The 20,083-nt window shown below is 59.6% G+C and carries 16 protein-coding genes; 9 read left to right on the plus strand and 7 right to left on the minus strand.

Annotated features, from left to right (window positions below; translation table 11 throughout):
- Positions 1–83: 83 nt before the first annotated feature.
- The 6 genes from ACZZ0K_RS08910 (at position 84) to ACZZ0K_RS08935 (ending at position 6,123) form a co-directional block, all read left to right on the plus strand.
- On the plus strand, positions 84–1,406 hold the full coding sequence (locus tag ACZZ0K_RS08910; RefSeq protein WP_024013183.1) for an MFS transporter: 1,323 nt from the start codon (positions 84–86) through the stop codon (positions 1,404–1,406).
- 145 nt (positions 1,407–1,551) lie between these two features.
- The gene (gene araD1, locus ACZZ0K_RS08915) at positions 1,552–2,544 is read left to right on the plus strand and encodes an AraD1 family protein (protein WP_252878345.1); all 993 of its coding nucleotides are present in this window, start codon (positions 1,552–1,554) and stop codon (positions 2,542–2,544) included.
- Between the two features lie 9 nt (positions 2,545–2,553).
- A complete protein-coding gene (locus ACZZ0K_RS08920) occupies positions 2,554–4,134 on the plus strand; it encodes an aldehyde dehydrogenase (NADP(+)) (RefSeq protein ID WP_258706811.1) in 1,581 nt (526 codons plus the stop codon).
- 180 nt (positions 4,135–4,314) lie between these two features.
- Positions 4,315–4,626 (plus strand): DUF5629 family protein, encoded by a 312-nt coding sequence (locus tag ACZZ0K_RS08925; protein WP_252886339.1) that lies wholly within the window; start codon positions 4,315–4,317, stop codon positions 4,624–4,626.
- Positions 4,613–5,788 carry a lactonase family protein gene (locus tag ACZZ0K_RS08930; protein WP_258706810.1) on the plus strand — a complete coding sequence of 392 codons (1,176 nt, stop codon included), beginning with the start codon at positions 4,613–4,615 and terminating at the stop codon, positions 5,786–5,788. Before ACZZ0K_RS08925 ends, ACZZ0K_RS08930 begins: the two co-directional genes overlap by 14 nt.
- Before the next feature lie 155 nt (positions 5,789–5,943).
- Positions 5,944–6,123, plus strand: coding sequence for a hypothetical protein (locus ACZZ0K_RS08935; protein ID WP_016775003.1), 180 nt, complete (start codon positions 5,944–5,946; stop codon positions 6,121–6,123).
- 228 nt (positions 6,124–6,351) lie between these two features.
- Here ACZZ0K_RS08935 and ACZZ0K_RS08940 read toward each other — a convergent pair whose 3' ends face one another.
- On the minus strand, positions 6,352–6,543 hold the full coding sequence (locus tag ACZZ0K_RS08940; protein ID WP_258706809.1) for a hypothetical protein: 192 nt from the start codon (positions 6,541–6,543) through the stop codon (positions 6,352–6,354).
- Between ACZZ0K_RS08940 and ACZZ0K_RS08945 the strand changes: the two genes are divergently transcribed.
- Both ACZZ0K_RS08945 and ACZZ0K_RS08950 read left to right on the plus strand, forming a co-directional pair.
- Positions 6,542–6,754, plus strand: a complete 213-nt coding sequence (locus ACZZ0K_RS08945; RefSeq protein ID WP_039763920.1) for a hypothetical protein — start codon at positions 6,542–6,544, stop codon at positions 6,752–6,754. The two genes, ACZZ0K_RS08940 and ACZZ0K_RS08945, sit on opposite strands and share 2 nt — an antisense overlap.
- On the plus strand, positions 6,751–7,008 hold the full coding sequence (locus ACZZ0K_RS08950) for a hypothetical protein (RefSeq protein WP_150740997.1): 258 nt from the start codon (positions 6,751–6,753) through the stop codon (positions 7,006–7,008). Before ACZZ0K_RS08945 ends, ACZZ0K_RS08950 begins: the two co-directional genes overlap by 4 nt.
- A 120-nt stretch (positions 7,009–7,128) precedes the next feature.
- Here the strand turns inward: ACZZ0K_RS08950 and ACZZ0K_RS08955 are convergent, their stop codons facing one another.
- The 6 genes from ACZZ0K_RS08955 to ACZZ0K_RS08980 form a co-directional block, all read right to left on the minus strand.
- Positions 7,129–7,725: a glutathione S-transferase gene (locus ACZZ0K_RS08955; protein ID WP_236169621.1), complete on the minus strand. Its 597-nt coding sequence runs from the start codon at positions 7,723–7,725 to the stop codon at positions 7,129–7,131.
- Positions 7,722–11,363 (minus strand): AAA family ATPase, encoded by a 3,642-nt coding sequence (locus ACZZ0K_RS08960; protein WP_463559059.1) that lies wholly within the window; start codon positions 11,361–11,363, stop codon positions 7,722–7,724. The genes ACZZ0K_RS08955 and ACZZ0K_RS08960 overlap by 4 nt, the downstream gene beginning before the upstream one ends.
- Positions 11,360–12,604 (minus strand): exonuclease SbcCD subunit D C-terminal domain-containing protein, encoded by a 1,245-nt coding sequence (locus tag ACZZ0K_RS08965; RefSeq protein WP_073471116.1) that lies wholly within the window; start codon positions 12,602–12,604, stop codon positions 11,360–11,362. The genes ACZZ0K_RS08960 and ACZZ0K_RS08965 overlap by 4 nt, the downstream gene beginning before the upstream one ends.
- Positions 12,605–12,681: 77 nt before the next feature.
- On the minus strand, positions 12,682–13,842 hold the full coding sequence (locus ACZZ0K_RS08970) for a hypothetical protein (protein ID WP_463559060.1): 1,161 nt from the start codon (positions 13,840–13,842) through the stop codon (positions 12,682–12,684).
- A gap of 200 nt (positions 13,843–14,042) precedes the next feature.
- Entirely contained in the window at positions 14,043–14,678 is a 636-nt protein-coding gene (locus ACZZ0K_RS08975; protein ID WP_224789866.1) for a hypothetical protein, read from the minus strand.
- 465 nt (positions 14,679–15,143) lie between these two features.
- Positions 15,144–18,728: a toxin VasX gene (locus ACZZ0K_RS08980; RefSeq protein WP_463559061.1), complete on the minus strand. Its 3,585-nt coding sequence runs from the start codon at positions 18,726–18,728 to the stop codon at positions 15,144–15,146.
- 721 nt (positions 18,729–19,449) lie between these two features.
- Between ACZZ0K_RS08980 and ACZZ0K_RS08985 the strand changes: the two genes are divergently transcribed.
- Positions 19,450–19,926: a hypothetical protein gene (locus tag ACZZ0K_RS08985; RefSeq protein WP_252878338.1), complete on the plus strand. Its 477-nt coding sequence runs from the start codon at positions 19,450–19,452 to the stop codon at positions 19,924–19,926.
- Positions 19,927–20,083 lie beyond the last annotated feature (157 nt).

A 20,083-nucleotide genomic window follows, 5' to 3' on the forward strand; every position in this document is an offset into this window, starting at 1 on the left:
TTTCGACGGAGGGATGGCCCTGGCTGTTTTGGCGAGAGGCGTCCCCCGAGGTTCTATAAAAACAACAATCGGAGACCGATCTCATGAGCCAGGAATTGCGGCTTGTCCGGCGCATCACACTGAAACTGATTCCCTTCCTGATCCTGCTGTACCTGATCGCCTATGTGGATCGCTCCGCCGTCGGCTTTGCCAAGCTGCACATGGGCGCTGACATCGGTATCGGCGACGCCGCCTATGGCCTCGGTGCCGGGCTGTTCTTCATCGGCTATTTTCTTCTCGAGATTCCCAGCAACCTGATGCTCGAACGCTTCGGTGCGCGGCGCTGGTTCGCGCGGATCATGATCACCTGGGGCGCGATCACCATCGGCATGGCCTTCGTGCAAGGGCCGCACAGCTTTTACGTGATGCGCTTTCTGCTCGGCGCGGCCGAGGCGGGCTTCTTCCCCGGTGTGCTGTACTACATCACCCAATGGTTCCCGGTGCGCCATCGCGGCAAGATCCTCGGCCTGTTCATCCTCTCGCAACCCATCGCGATGATGATCACCGGTCCCGTGTCCGGCGGTTTGCTGGGCATGGACGGCATCCTCGGCCTGCACGGCTGGCAGTGGCTGTTCATCGTCATCGGCACCCCGGCGATCCTGCTGACCTGGCCGGTCCTGCGCTGGCTGCCGGACGGCCCGCAGCAAGTGAAGTGGATGGATCAGGCGGAGAAAGACTGGCTGACCGGCGAACTGAAAAAGGATTTGCAGGAGTACGGCCAGACCCGTCACGGCAATCCGCTGCATGCGCTGAAAGACAAACGTGTGTTGTTGCTGGCGCTGTTCTATCTGCCGGTGACCCTGAGCATTTATGGTCTGGGCCTGTGGCTGCCGACGTTGATCAAACAGTTCGGCGGCAGCGATCTGGTCACCGGTTTCGTCTCTTCGGTGCCATACATTTTCGGGATCATCGGCCTGCTGATCATTCCGCGCAGTTCCGACCGTTTGAATGATCGCTACGGCCACTTGGCGGTGCTCTATGTGCTCGGTGCGCTGGGCCTGTTCCTCAGCGCCTGGCTGTCGCTGCCGGTGGCGCAACTGGCGGCGCTGTGTCTGGTGGCGTTCGCGCTGTTCTCATGCACCGCAGTGTTCTGGACCTTGCCGGGGCGTTTCTTTGCTGGCGCGAGTGCGGCGGCGGGGATTGCCTTGATCAACTCGGTGGGCAATCTGGGCGGGTATATCGGGCCGTTCGTGATCGGCGCGTTGAAGGAATACACCGGCAATCTGGCTTCGGGGTTGTACTTCCTCTCGGGCGTGATGGTGTTCGGGCTGATTCTGACCGGCATCGTCTACCGCGTACTGGAACGCAAGCATGTGCTGCCCGTCGACCAGTTCGCCGCCAGCGCCCGTGGCGCGACCCGAACTTGACTGACCAACACTGGCCCCTGTGGGAGCGAGCCTGCTCGCGAAGAGGCCATCACATTCAACACTGTTGGTGACTGATACACCGCTTTCGCGAGCAGGCTCGCTCCCACAGGGGATAGCGGCGTTTTTGATGGAACAGGAGAAAATCATGCATCTGGTTCAATTCGAATTACCCAACGGCGAGCGCCGTGTCGGCGTGGTCGACAACGGTCAGGTCCGCGAAGTCGAGGACGCCCGCAGTGTCCGTGATCTGGCCCTGGCGGCAATCGAGGCTGGCAGCTCCCTTGAGCAGCAAGTACAAAGCCTCGGCCTCGGCGCCAGTCACGACTATGGGCAGTTGCTCAAAGACCTGCGCATCCTGCCGCCACTCGATCACCCGGACCCGGCGCACATGCTGGTCAGCGGTACCGGCCTGACCCATCTGGGCAGCGCTTCGGCCCGCGACAAAATGCACCAGCAGGCCGGCGATGAAGCGGCGATGACCGACACCATGCGCATTTTCAAATGGGGCGTGGAGGGTGGCAAACCGGCGGCGGGGCAGGCCGGCGTGCAACCAGAGTGGTTCTACAAGGGCGACGGCAGCATTGTCGTGCGTCCGGGGCAGGCGTTCCCGCTGCCGCCGTTCGCCGAAGACGCCGGCGAAGAGCCGGAGATGGCCGGCCTGTACGTCATCGGCAACGATGGCAAGCCGTATCGCCTCGGTTTCGCGGTGGGCAACGAGTTCTCCGACCACGTCATGGAGCGCAAGAATTACCTGTACCTGGCGCACTCGAAATTGCGCAGTTGCAGTTATGGCCCGGAACTTCGCACCGGTGAATTGCCTCAACACCTTGCCGGCACCAGCCGAATCCTGCGTGACGGCGAAGTGCTCTGGCAGAACGAGTTCCTCAGTGGCGAGGCCAACATGTGCCACAGCCTGGCGAACCTCGAGTACCACCACTTCAAATACAGTCAGTTCCTGCGTCCGGGCGACGTGCATATTCACTTTTTCGGCACTGCGACCCTGTCGTTTGCCGACGGCATCCGCACCCAGCCGGGCGACACGTTCGAGATCAGCCAGGCCGACTTCGGCGCACCGCTGGTCAACGGTATCGCACCGGTTCAGGCGGCTTTTGAACCGGACAGCATCGGCACCCTTTAAGGAGATCCCATGACTCAGATTCTCGGTCACAACTACATCGGCGGTCAGCGCAGCGCCGCCGGCAGCGTCAAACTGCACTCGGTCGACGCCAGCACTGGCGAGGCCTTGCCGCATGATTTCATTCAGGCCACGGCCGAAGAAGTCGACGCCGCCGCCAAGGCCGCCGCTGCGGCTTACCCGACCTATCGCAGCCTCAGCGCCGAACGTCGCGCGCAGTTCCTCGACGCAGTCGCCGATGAACTCGATGCGCTTGGCGACGATTTCGTCGCCGTGGTCTGCCGCGAAACCGCGCTGCCGGCCGGACGCATTCAGGGCGAGCGTGGTCGCACCAGCGGGCAGATGCGTCTGTTCGCCAAAGTCCTGCGTCGCGGTGATTTCTACGGCGCACGGATCGATCTGGCACTGCCGGATCGTCAGCCGCTGCCACGTCCGGATCTGCGTCAATACCGCATCGGCCTCGGCCCGGTTGCGGTGTTTGGTGCGAGCAACTTCCCGCTGGCATTCTCCACTGCCGGTGGCGATACCGCAGCAGCACTGGCCGCCGGTTGCCCGGTGGTATTCAAGGCCCACAGCGGCCACATGGCCACCGCTGAACTGGTCGCCGACGCGATCATTCGTGCCGCAGAAAAAACCGGTATGCCCGCTGGCGTGTTCAACATGATTTACGGTGGCGGCGTCGGCGAATGGCTGGTCAAGCACCCGGCGATTCAGGCCGTTGGTTTCACTGGCTCGCTGAAGGGCGGTCGCGCTTTGTGCGACATGGCTGCCGCACGTCCGCAACCGATCCCGGTGTTCGCCGAGATGTCCAGCATCAACCCGGTGATCGTCTTGCCGCAGGCCCTGGCCACGCGTGCGGAAACCGTCGCGCGCGACCTCACCGCTTCGGTAGTGCAGGGTTGCGGTCAGTTCTGCACCAACCCGGGTCTGGTCATCGGTATTCGCTCACCGCAGTTCAGCGCGTTTGTAGAGCAAGTCGCCGCTGCGATCGGTGATCAACCGGCGCAAACCATGCTCAACGCCGGCACCCTCGGCAGCTATGGCAAAGGTCTGGAAAAGCTCCTGGCGCACAGCGGCATTGATCATCTGGCCGGCAATCCGCAGCAGGGCAATCAGGCGCAGCCGCAGTTGTTCAAGGCCGATGTCAGCCTGTTGATCAGCGGCGACGAAGTGCTACAGGAAGAAGTGTTCGGTCCGACCACAGTAATCGTCGAAGTGGCCGATCAGGCACAACTGAGCGCAGCGCTGCACGGCCTGCACGGTCAACTGACCGCGACGATCATTGGTGAGCCGTCTGACTTCGAGCAATTCGCCGAACTGACGCCGCTGCTGGAACAGAAAGTCGGGCGCATCCTGCTCAATGGTTATCCGACTGGTGTCGAAGTGTGCGATTCGATGGTGCATGGCGGCCCGTACCCGGCGACGTCCGATGCGCGCGGCACGTCAGTGGGCACGCTGGCGATCGATCGCTTCCTGCGCCCGGTGTGCTTCCAGAACTACCCGGACAGCTTGCTGCCCGAACCACTGAAAAACGCCAACCCGCTGCGGATTCAGCGCTTGGTGGATGGCAAGCCATCGCGTGAGGCGATCTAAAGCCAAGCCGATGTCCCCTGTGGGAGCGAGCCTGCTCGCGAATGCATTCTTTCAGTCAGCCTTTCATGGCCTGACACACCGCATTCGCGAGCAGGCTCGCTCCCACAAGTGTTCCCATAAGGCCTCTGGATCACATTGGGCTATCATTGGCCCTTTCCCCCCAAAGAAAGACTGTTTGCCATGACTGCCCAAACCCTTCTCAACGCCCTCGAACACTGCGATATGGTCGAAATCGATGGCCTGCACGCCTTCGAATTCGCCCTCGACGAGGACGATAACCTGCACATCGAATGCATTGATGGCCGTGCAGCCAAGCACTGGGAATTCACCCCGGCTCAGGTTGCGGCTGCGACGTTCGATGAGACGCTGCAGAGCTGGCTGATCGTCGGTTACGCCAGCGACACCAAGACCACGGGCGAGCATCGTCTGGTGTGCCTCGGCGACGTAGTCAGCAGCAGCGACGATGAGGATGACAATAATGAAGATGCGTAATTTCTGGCCTTTGCTGATGGCCGGCAGCGTCGGCGCGATGGGGCTTTCCAGCGCCTCTGCCGACACCTTGCAGTTGCTGGTCGGCTCGTACACCGCCGGTTCCAGCCAGGGCATCTACCGCATGCAGTTCGACAGCGCCACCGGCCAGATCGACGCCAAGCCACTGCAAGTGGTCAAGACCGAAAACCCTTCGTGGCTGACCCTCTCGAAAGACCAGAAGCGTTTGTTCGTGGTCAACGAAAACGGCCCGGGCCAGACCGATCCGGTCGGCCGCGTCAGCAGCTTCGCCATCGACCCGAAGACCCATGCGCTGAGCCTGATCAATCAGGTGCAGAGCCTCGGTAACGAGCCGACCCATTCCAGCCTCAGCGCTGATGCCAGACACCTGTTCGTCAGCAACTACTCGGTGATGGAAGATCCGGGCGGCACCCTGGCGGTATTGCCGGTCGATGCCGACGGCCAGTTGAAACCGGTGGTGCAGATGAGCGGCCACCCGGCCAGTCGGGTCAACCCTGAGCGTCAGGCTTCCAATCATGTGCACTCGACGGTGTCGTCGCCGGACGGGCGCTATGTGTTCTCCAATGATTTGGGCGCGGACAAGGTTTTCATCTATCAGTACGACCCGAAGGCCAATCCACACCTGCCGCTGACCCCGGCAAAAACCGCCTCGGTAGCCTTGCCGGCCGGCAGTGGCCCGCGTCATCTGCTGTTCAGCGCTGACGGCAAACACGCCTGGCTGACCATGGAGATGAGTGCACAGGTCGCGGTGTTCGACTACAAGGACGGCGTACTGACCCAGACGCAACTGGTCGATCTGGCGGCGGGCCAGCCAACCTCGGACAAGGCCGGCGCGGCGCTGCATGCCTCGGCTGACGGCAAGTTTCTCTACGTGAGCAATCGCGGCACGGCCAATCAGCTCGTAGTGTTCGGCATTGATTCTGCGACCGGTCAGCTCAAAGAGCTGCAAAAGCGCTCGGTCGAGGGTGATCACCCGCGCGAGTTTGCTCTCGATCCGAGCGGTAAATTCGTCTTGATCGCCAACCAGAAGAGCAACCAGATTGTCGTCGTCGAGCGCGATGCCAAGACGGGTCTGCTCGGTAAAACCGTGCAAAAACTGCCGATGGACGCGCCAAGCGATCTGAAGTTTGTAGTGCGACAATAAGCCACAGGCCCCGGTCTGCGGGGCCTGCATCGTTGTATTAATTGCACTGATATCGGCTAATGCTACAAAAGATTTCAAGCGAGCAACCCTCGAGCGTTACGTTTGTTTCACAGCCCGCCGGGCAAACCAAGCAAACGAACACGAGGGTTACCGCCATGAATTTCAATCTCTTCTCTGTCATCGCCGCTTCCGCCATTTCTGCCACCGTGGTATTGCCAGCCGGTGCCAACGTCGAAATCGCCAGCAAAAAATCCCACACCCAGAGCTACACCCAGAAATACCTGCAACAAAGCGCCAACTTCTACGCCGCGCTGGATCACAAAACCCAAGCCTGAGCGCACCGTTCTCCTGTAGGAGCTGCCGAAGGCTGCGATCTTGATCGTTCCCATGCTCTGCGTGGGAACGATCAAACAAGAGATCGCAGCCTTCGGCAGCTCCTACGCGCGCGCGTAACCTGATCGTTCCCCCGCTCTGCGTGGGAACGCAGCCCGGGACGCTCTGCGTCCCATTGGAACGCGGAGCGTCCCTTGAGGCATTCCCACGCGGAGCGTGGGAACGATCAATCACAAGATCGCAGCCTTCGGCAGCTCCTGTGCGCGTACGCGTTCTCCACTCATAGGTTTTCTCTCGCGGGCAAATAGAGCCGCTAAATAATCAACGAAGCTGATATTCACCATTGCAAACCCTGAGTGGTTGCTTCGGCTTTTTTGATTGATTCTGTGGCCATCGAAACCTTTGCCCACGGAGAACACCATGGCCAGCGCAATCCTCACTTCCGCCAAACGCGGCGCCTACCTGGCCATCGGTCTGTACCTGGCCGTGGTGCTGTTTGTCAGCATCGGCGCGCAAATGGAACACAGCTTCGACGCCCCGATCGACGTCGCCCACCCCGGCATCCAGTTCGAACTGCGCTCGCAAAGCGCAATGGTCGACAGGGCCGAACTCGCAGGAGTCGGCGGCGCATGAAAGGCTACAGACTCTGGGTCATCGCCAGCCTCGCGCTGATGACCAACGGCGCCTCACTCTTGGGGTTTGGCCAAGGCTCGGTGGGCGGTTTGGCCCGGGCCATAGAGGCCAACCACAACATCGCGCACAACATTGAACGAGCCAACACGCTGGGCCTGATGGCCGGCAATCCACCGGTCAAGGTCGCGCTGGATTTTCTCGGGCCGTTTGAAGTGGATTGCATGGCGCTGGGCATGTGCAATGCCCTGGCCTGACGAAGATCGTTCCCACGCTCTGCGTGGGAATGCCTCAAGGGACGCTCCGCGTTCCAATGGGACGCAGAGCGTCCCCGGCTGCATTCCCACGCGGAGCGTGGGAACGATCAAGAGAGAGAGTTACTTCTTCATGATCGAGGTGAACAGTTCGGATTCGAGCAAGCGCTGCAACCAGGCTTGCAAGCGAACATAAGGCGTCTGCGCGAACCACTCTCGATCAACGTGAGCGAACTGCCGGACGAAGGGCAGCAGGGCGATGTCGGCGAGGCTCGGATGATCGGCCAGCAAGTACTCACGTCCTTCAAGCAGCTCATCCAGTTTCTGCAGAAATAACGCACCTTCAGCCCGATAAGCTTCCATCGGCTGCTCAGGGTAACGCTCGGCGTACTTGTAGCGATTCAAAGCCGATTTGAAAATCTGATCATTGCCTTCAATCAGTTTCTCCATCCACAGTGCCGCGAACGAATCACCGCCCAGCAACCAATCATCCGGATCATTCTGCGCCAACGCCCAGCGCATGATCTGCAGACTCTCATCGATCACCACGCCATCGGCATTCAGCACCGGCACGGTGCCCTTGGGCGAGAGCGCCAGCATCTGCGCCGGTTTGTCCTTGAGACTGACTTCGACAATCTCCACCGGCACGCCCGCATAACGCAGCGCCATTCGCGCACGCATGGCGTAAGGGCAGCGGCGGAAGGAATACAGCGTGTTCATTTCACCTCCAGCGTGCTCAAACCATTGCCTTGGCGCCGCACCTGAATCTGCACAGGAATCCGTTCGTGCATTTCCTGCACGTGGGAAATCACCGCCACCTTGCGTCCCTGCGCCTGCAAGCCATCGAGCGCGTCCATGGCCAGTTGCAAGGATTCCGGATCAAGGCTGCCAAAGCCTTCATCGATAAACAGCGATTCGATTTTCAGCGTGCTCGACGCCATCGAAGCCAGACCCAGCGCCAACGCCAGTGATACGAGGAACGTCTCGCCGCCGGAAAGCGAATGCACCGAGCGCAGTTCGTCGCCCATTTCCGTGTCCATCACCAGCAGGCCGAGCATGCTGCCGCCACGTTTGAGGCGATAGCGTTTGACCAGTTGGCGCAGCTGCGCGTTGGCGTGATGCACCAGCAGGTCGAGGTTGTAGGCCTGGGCGATCTTGCGGAAGGTGTCGCCGGTGGCCGAGCCAATCAAGGCACTGAGCCGCGCCCAGCGCTGGTACTCGGCATAGGCGTCGGCGATCTGCTGGGCCAGCGCCTGATTGGCGTTCTGTCGGCGCTGGTCTTCAACCTGCTCGGCGCGCAGTTCGGCGCATTGCTGCTCGCCGACGGCAAACCGGGTTTGCAGCTCGGCGAGAGCGCTGTCCAGCTGTTCGGCGTCAAGATTGCCGTCCTGCCGGGCCTGGTGATCCAGCAGACGCTGATCGCGCTCCTGCAACAGGACCTGGGCTTGTTCGATGGCTTTTTCGTTGTGCTGAAGGGTCTGGCGCAGTCCGGCGACTTGCGCGTCGTCGAAGCGCAGCAAGTCTTCCAGGCCGCTGTCATCCAGTTCCGGGTGGCTGGCGCGCCAATCGGCGATCTTGCGGGCGAGTGCCTGTTCTTCAGCCTCCAATGCTTGCAGGCGATCCTGCTGTGACTTGAGTTCGGCTGCGATCTGCACCAGCTGCGTGCGCACGCTTTGCAGCTCTTCAGCCGTACTGGTTTCGGCGACGCGCGCCTGTTCCACCGCATGTTCCAGCTGCTGCTGCCAATGCTCGGCGCTGCTGTGCTCGCCAAGTAACTGCGCGAGCTTTTCCTGACAGCTTTGCTGCTGCTCGGTCAGCGCGGTGAATTGTTGCTCGGCGCTGTGCAGTTGCTGAGTGCGCAGCTGTTGGCGATCCTGTTCTTTCTCCAACGTCTGCTGGCGTTGCTGCTGTTCGCTCAGCTCTTCCTTTTGCTGTTCGAGCTGGGCCAGACGCTCGGCGATCTGCCGATCCAACTGCATGAATGTTGCCGCCGGCTCCAGGCGCAGTGCTTCGAGGGTGTCAGCCGGCAGCAGCGGACCGAACGCGCTGAGTTCTTCTTCAAGGCGCTGACGGTCGCTGTTGAGTTCATGCTGCTGATGGCTCAGCTGTTGCGCCGCTTGCTGATACGCCACCTCGGCCTGACGCAATTGTTGCGACAAGCGCGCCGCGTCCTGTTGCAAGGTGAGCAGGGCGCTTTGCCGTTGCTCGTCTTGAGTGATGCTCTGGTTCAACTGCTCGGTCTGGCGGCTGAGCCAGGCGTCGCGTTTGTCGGCGTCCTGATTGAACAGTTGCGCGGCCAGCGGATGCGCGTCGAGGCTCGGCGCCAGGGCTTGTTGTTGCGCCGCCAGTTGTTCCTGTTGCTGGAGCAATTCTTTCTGTTGCGCGATCACGCCACCGACTTCGCCGCGCAGCTCGATCAGTTTTTCCTTGAGCTGATCGACCACTTGCTGGGCGTTGGCCTGTTCGCTTTCATCGTGACGGCCAAGGCTTTGCAACAGCGCTTCGGGCTGGTGATAGGGATGCTCGTTGCTGCCGCAGACCGGGCAGGGCTGATCGTCCTGCAACTGCGCGCGCAACTCTTCGACACTGGCACTGCGCGCCAGCCGCTGACGCTCTAGCAGCTCGCGAGTGACATTGAGGGTCTGCTCGGCGACGGTCAGTTCGGCCTTGGTTTTCACACCGTCCTGGGTCATACGTTCGCGTTGCTGCTGCGCGTCGAGCTGACGTTGTTGCAACTCGGCGCTGCGCTTGTCGAGATCCTGCTGAGTCGCCCACAAACGCGACAGGTCTTCGATTGCGCGCAGCTGTTTGCGGTTGTCCTGCAGCAAGGTGCCGAGCAGGCCGATCTGTTCGGCCACCGCATCGGGCTCGGCGCCAGCCTCTTTGAACAACACTTCCAGTTGTTGCTTGTGCGAGGCCAGTTGCTCAGCACTGCGCGCGGCGTTCTGTTCGAGGGACGCCAGTTCGCTCTGGCCTTTGTTCAAGCGGTTGCCGATCAGCATCAACTGTTGCAGACGGTCGCGATAGGCGCTCCAGGCATCGCTCAAGGGCGCCAGATGGGCGCTCTGCTCAAGGTCGGTGGCGATGCGTTGCAAGCGTGCGGCGACTTCAGCCTGTTTTTCCTGCAAGGCCTGAATCGCGCTCTGGCCATCCTTGAACGCTTGCTCGGCGGTTTGTCGGGCTTCGGCGCTGCTGGCAGTGTCCTTGATCAGACGGGCGAGGGTGCTTTGCTCTTCGAATGCCTGACGCAGCAACGGTGCGTTTTCGCTCTGGCGCTGTTGCGCTTCGCTCAGGGCGACTTTTGCTGCATCGAGGTTTTGCGCCAGTTGCGTCTGGCGCTCGCCCAACGCAGCGTGTTGTTGGGTGTGCGCGGCAATCTGCGTCGCCAGTGGCGTCAGCAGCGCATCAAGCTCGGCCTTGCGCGCGAACTGATGGCGTTGCGGGCCAAGCTGTTCCAGACGCGTCAGTTTTACCCGCTCGCCGGCCAGTGCCTGCCATTGCTGTTGCGCGGCTTGCAGTTGTTCGCTGGCGGCCTTTTGCGCGTCTTGCAACTGACGCAAATCCTTCAGCCAACCGTGTTGTTGCTCAAGCTGTTTGAGCTGCGCCTGTTGCGCCTTCATCTGTTGCTGCGCGGTGTTGAAACGCTCGTCGAGTTCGGCGCGGGCTTCCGGCGCCAAAGGCGTCACTCCGGTAGCCTGATCCTGCAGCAGCTTGTGCGCTTCGCGGGCCTCTTTGGTCTTGTCGAAGGCGCGGCGGCCGAGACGGGTGTACAGCGCGGTGTCGGTGAGTTTTTCCAGCAGTTCACTGCGGTCGTTGTCGTCGGCCTTGAGGAACGCGCTGAACTCGCTCTGCGCCAGCAGCACCGCGCGGGTGAACTGTTCAAAGTTAAGGCCCAGCGCGGCTTCCAGCTGGGTTTTGTATTCGCCTTTCTGGCTGGCGAGCAGTTGATCCTGATCGATGTCGCGCAGGCTCTGCCGACTGGCCTGGAGCTTGCCGCCAGCCTTCTCGCGAGCACGATTGGCTTCCCAGCGCGCGCGATAGCGGCGGCCATCGACGCCGACAAAATCCACTTCGGCATAGCCTTCACCCGTGCCACGCCGCAGCAAGGTGCGCGGGTCACCAGTGGCGATTTCACCGTCAGCGTCGGGGACTTTGGCATCGCGACCGGTGTTGTTCAGGCGCGGCACGGCGCCGAACAGCGCCAGACACAACGCATCAAGCAGCGTGCTCTTGCCAGCGCCGGTCGGGCCGGTGATCGCAAACAGACCAGCGCTGGCCAGCGGTTCAGCGGTGAAATCAATCTCGAAAGGACCGGCCAGCGAGGCCAGGTTCTTCAAACGAATGGCGAGAATCTTCATGGCTGCTCGCCCTCCAGTTGCACGTCCTGCAGCAGTTCGGCGAAGTCCTTGAGCGTCTGCTCGTCGACCTCGCTGCCGTAATTGTCGAGCCAGGCGCGGCTGAACAGTTCCTGCGGAGTGAGCTGGTCGAGTTCGATCAACGTGCTGCCGTCATCGCTGCCATCGGCGCCACGATTACCAGCGTATTCAGCGGCGATGCGCACCAGTCGCACGGCTTTGCCTTGCAGTGCGGTTTCCACTTGATGGCGCAGATCCGGCTGCGGCTCATCCAGACGCACGCGCACTTCGAGCCAGGGCTGGCGCTGGGTTTCGGCGAGCAGATCGATGTTCGGCAGGTCGGCCAGTTGCAGCAGAATCTCGGCCAGCGGCGCCGGGCCGATGCGTTGCAGATTGACCGAGCGCGGGATCAATTTCGGCTCGACGCCGACCAGGGTTTCACCCTCGAGGACCACATCGAGAATCTGATGCTGATAACCGATTTCGGAGAACGACAGCGGAATCGGCGAGCCGCTGTAGCGAATACGCTCCTCGCCGTTGACCTTCTGCGGCTTGTGTAAATGGCCGAGGGCGACGTAACTGATGCTTTCGCCGAACAGGCTGGCGGGTAGCGCTTCGGCATTGCCGATGATCAGGCTGCGCTCGGAATCCTCCGATACCGAGCCCCCGGCCATGTGCGCGTGGCTGATAGCGATCAACGCCTGCCCGGGCTGACGCTTGGCATTCGCCGCCGCGATCAGCCATTCATGCACCTGACCGATGCCGCGCAGATAGTTGTCACCCAGATGCGCGCCAGTGACTTCCGCCGGGCGCAAAAACGGCAGCGCCAGACACCACGCGGCGATTTCTCCCTGCGCATTCGGCAACGGCAGCAACAAACGTTCGGCGTCGAGCTGCCCGTCATCCAGCCACAGCACCCGACCCAATGCGTGAGTGCGCAAACGCCGCATCAACGGCGCCGGCAGCTCGATCCGCGAGCCGGAATCATGGTTGCCGGCGATCATCACGATGGTCAGCAACGGCTGCTGTTCGTGAGCGCTGACGATGAAGTCGTAAAGGCGTTCCTGAGCTTTGACCGGCGGATTGACCGTATCGAAGATATCGCCGGCAATCAGCAGCACATCCGGCTGCGCCAAGTGCAACTGGCGCAGCAGCCATTCGAGAAAACACGCGTGCTCGAAATCGCGCTCCTGGCCGTGCAGGTTTTGCCCAAGGTGCCAGTCGGAGGTGTGGAACAGACGCAAGGTGGACTCCGCATTTTGATCAAGAGGGTGGCCGCGAAGAAGAACGGGCGGCGAGAGGAGGGGAGTTTACTGGCAAATCACGCCCCTTGCCTTGTCGCGTGTCTGCTTGCACCGGCAGCGGCGAATATTTCGGTAATCGGCCGATGCGGGTGGCGTCTGTGCATCTGCCGCACCAGCTCGCTCATCCGCAACAACTCTTCGCTCGGCTTGGCCCATTGCTCTTTCGGCAATGGCTCGGACCATGCGCGCATGACTTCCGGCACCGCCTGCTTGCCGATTCTTTCCAGCCGACGAATTTCCCATTCGAGCAGACGGTTGGGAATCGTCCATAAGGTCATGACGTGATACAGGTACCAGTAGAACCCCGACAGCCGCGAGCGGCGGCCTTCACGGATCTGCTGATGCATCCGCGCGCGGGCATTGTGGAATGTATGCAGGCCTTCGTGGGGTGGGTCGTCCGGGCCTTGCAGATCCTGCAAATCCTGAATCGATTTGAGGTCGTTGACCTCGTACTCCATGTAGCCGCGAATCGCTTCCCAGTGGCTGATCGCGAGCTCCAGGCCGGCGCATTGGAATTCCTGGCTTATGAGGGTTTCACCTTGGTAGAAACCGATGCCCATACCGTATTGGCGATGGATCCCGAACTGGGTGGCGCCCTTGGCTTCGATGATCCACGCGCAGAGCGACTCCCACGGGACAAAAACCGGCTCGGTGGCGCCTTCGGGCATGAAGCAGACTTCGCGGCGTTGGCGGTTGAAGCGGGTTGGGATGAGGGAGAGGCGTTTTTTGTGGACGTGGTGCCAGACGCCCAGGCCGATACCCAAGGCCATAAAACCCGTTAATAACGCCAATTTGTAAAGGGCAAGAAAAACACCCTCAATAATTTCCTGAATAAAATCCCAGTTATCTCCAAACATGAGCCCAATAAAGCCTCCCACCAGTGGATATAGAAACGCGATCATGAATGTGCCACTGAACGGTCCTCCTAAAGTCATCTGCCACATAAATACCTGCGGGTTTCCCAACCCGAAGTCCATGTAAACACTGTTTAGTACCCCTATATGAGGCCGGTAGGGTGGCGTTTGTGTTGGTAATGGCAAGGGCGCGAGATAGGTAATTTTTCCACTCGGAAACGGCTCTACATCGCCCGCTTTTCTGATCACCTCACATTGCGCATCAACAAGAGGCTCATTGTGATTATTCAGCATGGTCAGCCCTTTCGAGGTATTGATTTTCAACCAGCAGAACCATCGGGTTTTCCTTGAACGAGCCGGGAGCAACAACTGCGAAATGGCCGTCACCCCGAGGGTCTCTCGCCTCGGCCAACATCAACCGAAACATCCGCATCCAACGCGGTCCTCTGTGGGAGCGAGCCTGCTCGCGAAGGCGCTCAAACAGGCAAAAACCTCCCACCCTCTGGCCACAAAACTGCTCAACATCAGCACTCAGCTCGCCTGCAAACCTCAGCGAAAATCTGCGTAATCGGCCGATGCGGCTGGCGCTTGTGCATCCGCCGCACTTGTTCACTCAGTCGCAACAACTCTTCACTGGGCTTGGCCCATTGCTCTTTCGGCAGCGGCTCGGACCAGGCACGCATGACTTCCGGCAGCGCCTGCTTGCCGATTCTTTCCAGACGGCGCACTTCCCATTCGACCAAACGGTTGGGAATCGTCCATAAAGTCATGACGTGATACAGGTACCAGAAGAACCCCGACAGCCGCGAGCGGTGGCCTTCACGGATCTGCTGATGCATCCGCGCGCGGGCATTGCGGAAAGTGTGCAGGCCTTCGTGGGGCGGGTCGTCCGGGCCTTGCAGGTCTTGCAAGTCCTGAATCGATTTGAGGTCGTTGACTTCGTACTCCATGTAACCGCGAATCGCCTCCCAATGGCTGATCGCGAGCTGCTGGCCGGCGCATTGGAATTCCTGGCTGGTGAGAGTTTCGCCGTGATGAAAACCGATGCCCATGCCGTATTGGCGATGGACGCCGAACTGGGTGACGCCCTTGGCTTCGATGATCCACGCGCTGAGCGATTCCCATGGAACGAAGACTGGTTCGGACGCCCCTTCGGGCATGAAGCAGACTTCGCGGCGTTGGCGGTTGAAGCGGGTTGGGATGAGGTAGAGGCGTTTTTTGTGGTGGTGGTGCCAGACGCCTAGACTGATTGTTAGAGTGAGAAATAAAACCTCTAAGCCAAGTATTTTGGACTCTCGAAAAATCTCTTGTACGTAGGTCCAACTTTCCCACCCGTCTCCGGATGCCAGCCCAAGAATGCCTCCTGCCACAGGTGTCAGACAGACGAACCAGAAAGCAAGACTGAAAGGACCGCCCAAGGTCATCTGCCAAGAAAATATCTGTGGTGAGCCTGTGCCAAGATCCATGTAGACCTGACTGAGTTCGCCTATATGAGGCCCATAGGGGGGATGGAAGTTGGTAATGGAAGTGGTGCGAGATAAGTGGTTTTTCCACTCGAAAATGGTTCGATGCTTCCAGCTTTTCTGGCTTGCTCACAGATCGTCGTGTTAATCGGCTTGTGGGGTTTAATCTGCATGGTCAACCCGCTCAAGAAACTGGACTTCGACCAGCAGTATTGGTGGTTTCGTTTTTATTTGCTTGGCTCCTACCACCGGAAAGTGGCCCTTTCCCCGTGGATCAAGGTGAATGACACGAGTTCGCGATATCCCCTCACCTTTTTCATTCGTTGACTCAATGCAAACTGCCAACTCAAGGGTTTCTTTCGCGGGCGTGTATTCAGAATCGAGATTGACGGGATACTTAAGACACAGCACTAATCCATCGGAATCAGACTTAGCGATACTTAGACTGGCTAAAATCTCGTCGCTGATAATTTCTCGCTCTTCCCGTGGCACTCCTCGGCTATGTAGCGGAACGGAAATACGATGCGCTCCTATACCTAAACGATGCTTGGATTTCCCGCCAAAGGGTGGCAGCAATTCACTTAGTGTCAGGCTGGGTATGACTAGATGGATATCGCCGGGTTTGGGTGTGAGCAACAGTTTTCTCAACCATGACACGTCCTGATTCGAACCGATCTGAACATAGGGAGCGTTGATCAGAAAGGCTAAATAACTTTGATAGTCGTGAAGTGTATGATCGCCACGCATCTCGGCATCTCTACCCCATGGTGTGATCCGTAACCATTTGTCATGAGCACTGATGTTGTAGCGGTTGAACAGCCAGGCCCCGCTCAACTCAAGCAAGGTGAACAACGCGCCGGCAAGATTAAACCGGAAAAAGACTGTAGAGAGACGGGTTCCGGCGGCGGCCCATGCAGCTGTTCTCGCAGCGCTGTTTGATGCAGTGAGTACCTTGTAGCTTGCAGACAAAGTTTGTCCCAGACCATAGGCATTAGCCGACGTCATTCCACTTGCGCCTAAAACTGCGAGCGCAGCGGCCCTCTGTGCCGACGGATTACCACTGCGAATTGACTGTTGCCAATTTTCGAGTTGTTTTGCGAGATTGACTGCTGAGGTTACCAACCCCAGACCGTAGGTAAGAAAGCCCAGTCCGATGTGCAACTTGCCCATTTGTATGTGTACGCTTTGCAATGCCTCGTGCTGAACCCTGGCAATCAGCGCATCGCTACGAGCCTGCAACGCAGTATTGGCGAGGCTCTGCCCTGCAGTGAATCCAGCAGCCCCCGTAGCAGCGAGCGCATTGGCGAAAGGCCCCCACACCCTTTTATTCGCTGTTTGCCTACGCAACTCATGGAAAACTGCTGCCAAATTCACCACCTGCACCAACACCACCAACAACCCCATCCCCTCCGTCCGCACCAGACTCGCCTTCGAAACCCCCGCCACCCCCGCGCGAATATTCTCCAGCAACCCTCGCAATTCCCCGTGCTGCGCCGGCGGAAACACCACCGTCACGCCCGCTTTCGCCGGGGTGGCGCCGTACAGCCGTGCCGAGCGATCCGGCAGTTCATCAATCGGGCTCAACGCCGCCGCGAGGCGGCCTTCGAACAGCGCCAATTGCGTGCGCACGCGAACGATTTGTTCCTGCAATTCCACCGCCCGGGCGGTTTTGTGGCCTTGGCGGTTTTTATTGTGGGTGAGCTGGTTGCGTTCGCGGTTGAGGGTTTTCAGGTAGTCGCGCTCGCGCAGCACTTCCTTGATCGCGGCTTGCAGCGCCGCTTGTTCCGCCGGGGTGGATACGGTGAAGGTCACGCCGCTGGTTCGCGCGGCGTCGAAGACGCGCAGGCGCAGGGCTTTGGGCAGGCGCTGGAACAGTTCGTCGAGGTCGGGGATTTTCTCGCCGGCGAGATCAAAGCCTTCCAGCGCCCGGCTCAGGCCGAGGTTCAGCGCCGGGCTGTAGGTGTCTTGCACGGCATCGGCGAGGACGCGGCTGTGTGCCGGCAGATCGTCGAGGGCTGGAAGCTGTGGCTGCTCGATGCTCTGCAATTTGGCCAGCCAGTCCGGCAGGTTGTTGAACATCGCCATGCCGGCGTTGAACAGCGTTGAATATTGCCCGGCCTGTTCGGTCTGCATGCGCAGCGGCAAGGTGTAGAACAGCGGGCGGGTCAGTTGCGGGTGTTGTTCGAGGTAACCGAGCATTTGCTCATTGGCCGCGTCGCCACGGCCGATGTCCTTGAGGCAAGCGTATTCGCTGGCGAAAGCCTGATCGATCTGCACTTGCCCGTCGAAATACCACGCCGAGCGATGGAAACGCCCGGCGCACAGCAGTTGCGCGCGGTCGGCGGTGATGCGTTCGAGCAGGCGATTCCAGCGTCCGAGGTTGTCGCGATGACTGTTCAGCACCTCGTCCATGGCCGGGCGGTCGATCAGATCGTTGATGCCGCGCTTGCCGCTGAGCAATGGGCCGTCGAGCACGTCTTTCATGCGCCGGCTCTGGTCCTTGCCGAGGTCGACCAGTGTGCTCAGATGGCGCTCGACGAAGTCGGCCGGGGCGACTTCGAGAAAATATTCACGGGTATAAAAGCGTCGATCCGCCTCGGCGGTGACGCGAGCATGTGCGGTGAAATCCGGGGCGACGCCGTCGAAACGGTTCAGCGCCAGTGACTCGTCCAGTGCCTTTTCGCGCTGTTGCTGCAGTTCAGGTCGAGCCTGGGTATCGGTCGGGACAACCTCACCACCTTTGTTCAAATACTCGAGCAGCGCCTGCCGGGTATTTTCCCGATCCGGTTCGGGCAATTGCTCAAGCTCAGCAAACAATGCCTGGGCGCGCGGATCGTCGCTGGCCTTGGCCAGGGTGTCGAAATCCTGAGCGCCGAGCTGGCTCAGCGACTCGATGTAACTGGCCAGCAGATAGTCGCGCTCGTTGTTGTCGGTGTTGCTCCACTGCTCGATCCAGCCGACTACCAGGTCCTGATAATCGGCCAGGTCGCGCATCACCCCAAGGTCGTCGTTGACCAGCAGAAACAGCGTGTCGTCCTGATAAGGTCCGCGCACCCGACCAAGAAATTCGCCGATATGCGCCTCGCGAAAACGTCGCGGGTTTTCCCACAGATAGGGTTCGCGTTCGTGCTCCGGCGCGTCGCTGACCTGCACCGTCGGCATCCGCGTGGCGTCGGCCTCGGCCAGCGGTTTCGCTGTGCAGGCCACTTCCGCCAGCCACTGTTTCGCCTGGGCCACGGTGAGCAAATGCTCGCCGCCGATCAGACAATGCACCGGGCCGAGATCGACGGCCTGCATGAAGTGCTCGCGTTCCTCCGCGCTGTCCAGCACCTGTCGGCATTTCGCCGCGCTCAACTGCACATCGGCGAAGGTCACGTAAAGGGTGCTTTTGCGCGAGAAGATCAACGCCGGACGTTCTTCGATGGCGCTGCGCTGATCCTCGCCGACGCTTTTGCCGCGATGCAGCAATGCGCTGATGACGCCTTCAAGCACGCGGTATTCGTAGAGCTCGCCGCTGAGACTTTCGACGATGTACAGCCAGCCGTCGCGCAGGCGGCGGATGCCCATGGGGCGCGTGGTCAGAGTGTACGGCAGCGTGATTTCGGTGCTGGGGTCGAAGGGTTTTTCCACCAGGCCGTAAGCGAGGGGCAGCAGTTGCACGTGGGTGTTGCGCAAGGGGCAGGCGGCGGGGCCGATGATCGGGGCTTTGGACGCTGCGGCTGCCGCGAGGTTGGCGGGGTGCATCATTGAGCACATTTCCCTGTATCTGTTTGTGACAGAGAAATGTGCGTGTATCTGGAAAACGACAGCAGTCAGATCTTTCTGTGTTTTGCGTAGGAATCGAACACTCGGGATGAAACTTACGAGGGATCGACTGAAATCTTACAGAGGTTGCTTCGGATGAATCGTGAGTAGCTCGAAATGCGTACCCGCGGTCGCCAACCGACGCAGGGCAAACAGAGCCTTTAACAGGCGCATTGCCCGAGGATACGGGCTGTACCGCTCATCGAAACCGATTGTTCAACCCATCCATTGATTGACGCCAAAATAGTGGCCACTTAATATCATGCCGGATGATGCGCCATTGTAGAGACGCCAGCGACTCTTTGCGCTCATCCGCGCCGCTGTCCGGCCGAGCATGGCACCTGATCAGATCGATTATTGCCCGTTACAGGATCTTCTACATGGACGTTCGTCGTACGTATTCCTCGCGCACCAGTCTCCTGCCCCTGTGGGCGAACTCATCAGTTCATTGGCATGCCCAAGCGCGGACAAACGTTCCTGCTGGCAAACATCATGGTCTTGCAGCCACTATGAGCGCAGGCCGATGGCCTCGTCGTTGCCAATCCCAGTATCTCGCTGGATCGTGCGGGTAATGGAGCAGAACCAGGGACAAACCAAGTTCTGATAAACAGAGATCTGTCCCCCAGGTCCCCTACGGCGGAAAATCGTGTCTGGAGCCCATGCAATGCATCTGATCAACTCTTTACCCTTCGTCATCGACACTGAACCCTATGACGCGTGGAAGCAGCAATGGGCAAATCAGGAAGGCCTGGATATTCATTCGTATATCAACGACCAATGCCACCCGGAACAGATATTGATGTTTTCCACGTTGCTGTTCCCGACGTTCATCGTGTCTGAGGGAGGCGTCTTCCTCGAGCGAAATTTTTCACACGAAGCGTTCGCGCGCTGCGTGAACCTGGCCGCTGGCGACATGGCGGAGGTTGAGCTGCTTATGAATTGTGTGAAGATTTATGATGTTTTTGGCCAATACGGAAATGGTGTATCGCCCAGAATATTTCTTCAGCTGTGCGAGATGATCGGGTTTGCCTGGCGAATGGTGCTGAAGGAGAAATTCCCGGACACATTATTCACTGTCGAGGTGTCGAACTCGGATGAGGATTACGGCCCGGTGGTTACGTTTTATCAGGTGAAACAATGATTGATCCCATTCCCAACGCTCGCTGATAAAAGATTTTTTGTCTTGATGTGCCCGTCTCAAGACCGTGTGCGAGCAGTTACTTTTCTTGAGCTGAGCCACCAATACAATGCCTAAATTTTCCTGTGTGTGCGGTCAGATAATCAATTTGTCTCATGGT

This window comes from Pseudomonas sp. AC255 (assembly GCF_979258175.1).

What these genes read in the sequence shown, in the direction of transcription:
- ACZZ0K_RS08910 (WP_024013183.1), top strand. Translation starts at nt 84, where the DNA reads ATGAGCCAGGAATTGCGGCTTGTCCGGCGCATCACACTGAAACTGATT.
- araD1 (WP_252878345.1), top strand. Translation starts at nt 1,552, where the DNA reads ATGCATCTGGTTCAATTCGAATTACCCAACGGCGAGCGCCGTGTCGGC.
- ACZZ0K_RS08920 (WP_258706811.1), top strand. Translation starts at nt 2,554, where the DNA reads ATGACTCAGATTCTCGGTCACAACTACATCGGCGGTCAGCGCAGCGCC.
- ACZZ0K_RS08925 (WP_252886339.1), top strand. Translation starts at nt 4,315, where the DNA reads ATGACTGCCCAAACCCTTCTCAACGCCCTCGAACACTGCGATATGGTC.
- ACZZ0K_RS08930 (WP_258706810.1), top strand. Translation starts at nt 4,613, where the DNA reads ATGAAGATGCGTAATTTCTGGCCTTTGCTGATGGCCGGCAGCGTCGGC.
- ACZZ0K_RS08935 (WP_016775003.1), top strand. Translation starts at nt 5,944, where the DNA reads ATGAATTTCAATCTCTTCTCTGTCATCGCCGCTTCCGCCATTTCTGCC.
- ACZZ0K_RS08945 (WP_039763920.1), top strand. Translation starts at nt 6,542, where the DNA reads ATGGCCAGCGCAATCCTCACTTCCGCCAAACGCGGCGCCTACCTGGCC.
- ACZZ0K_RS08940 (WP_258706809.1), bottom strand. Translation starts at nt 6,543, where the DNA reads ATGGTGTTCTCCGTGGGCAAAGGTTTCGATGGCCACAGAATCAATCAA.
- ACZZ0K_RS08950 (WP_150740997.1), top strand. Translation starts at nt 6,751, where the DNA reads ATGAAAGGCTACAGACTCTGGGTCATCGCCAGCCTCGCGCTGATGACC.
- ACZZ0K_RS08955 (WP_236169621.1), bottom strand. Translation starts at nt 7,725, where the DNA reads ATGAACACGCTGTATTCCTTCCGCCGCTGCCCTTACGCCATGCGTGCG.
- ACZZ0K_RS08960 (WP_463559059.1), bottom strand. Translation starts at nt 11,363, where the DNA reads ATGAAGATTCTCGCCATTCGTTTGAAGAACCTGGCCTCGCTGGCCGGT.
- ACZZ0K_RS08975 (WP_224789866.1), bottom strand. Translation starts at nt 14,678, where the DNA reads ATGCCCGAAGGGGCGTCCGAACCAGTCTTCGTTCCATGGGAATCGCTC.
- ACZZ0K_RS08980 (WP_463559061.1), bottom strand. Translation starts at nt 18,728, where the DNA reads ATGATGCACCCCGCCAACCTCGCGGCAGCCGCAGCGTCCAAAGCCCCG.
- ACZZ0K_RS08985 (WP_252878338.1), top strand. Translation starts at nt 19,450, where the DNA reads ATGCATCTGATCAACTCTTTACCCTTCGTCATCGACACTGAACCCTAT.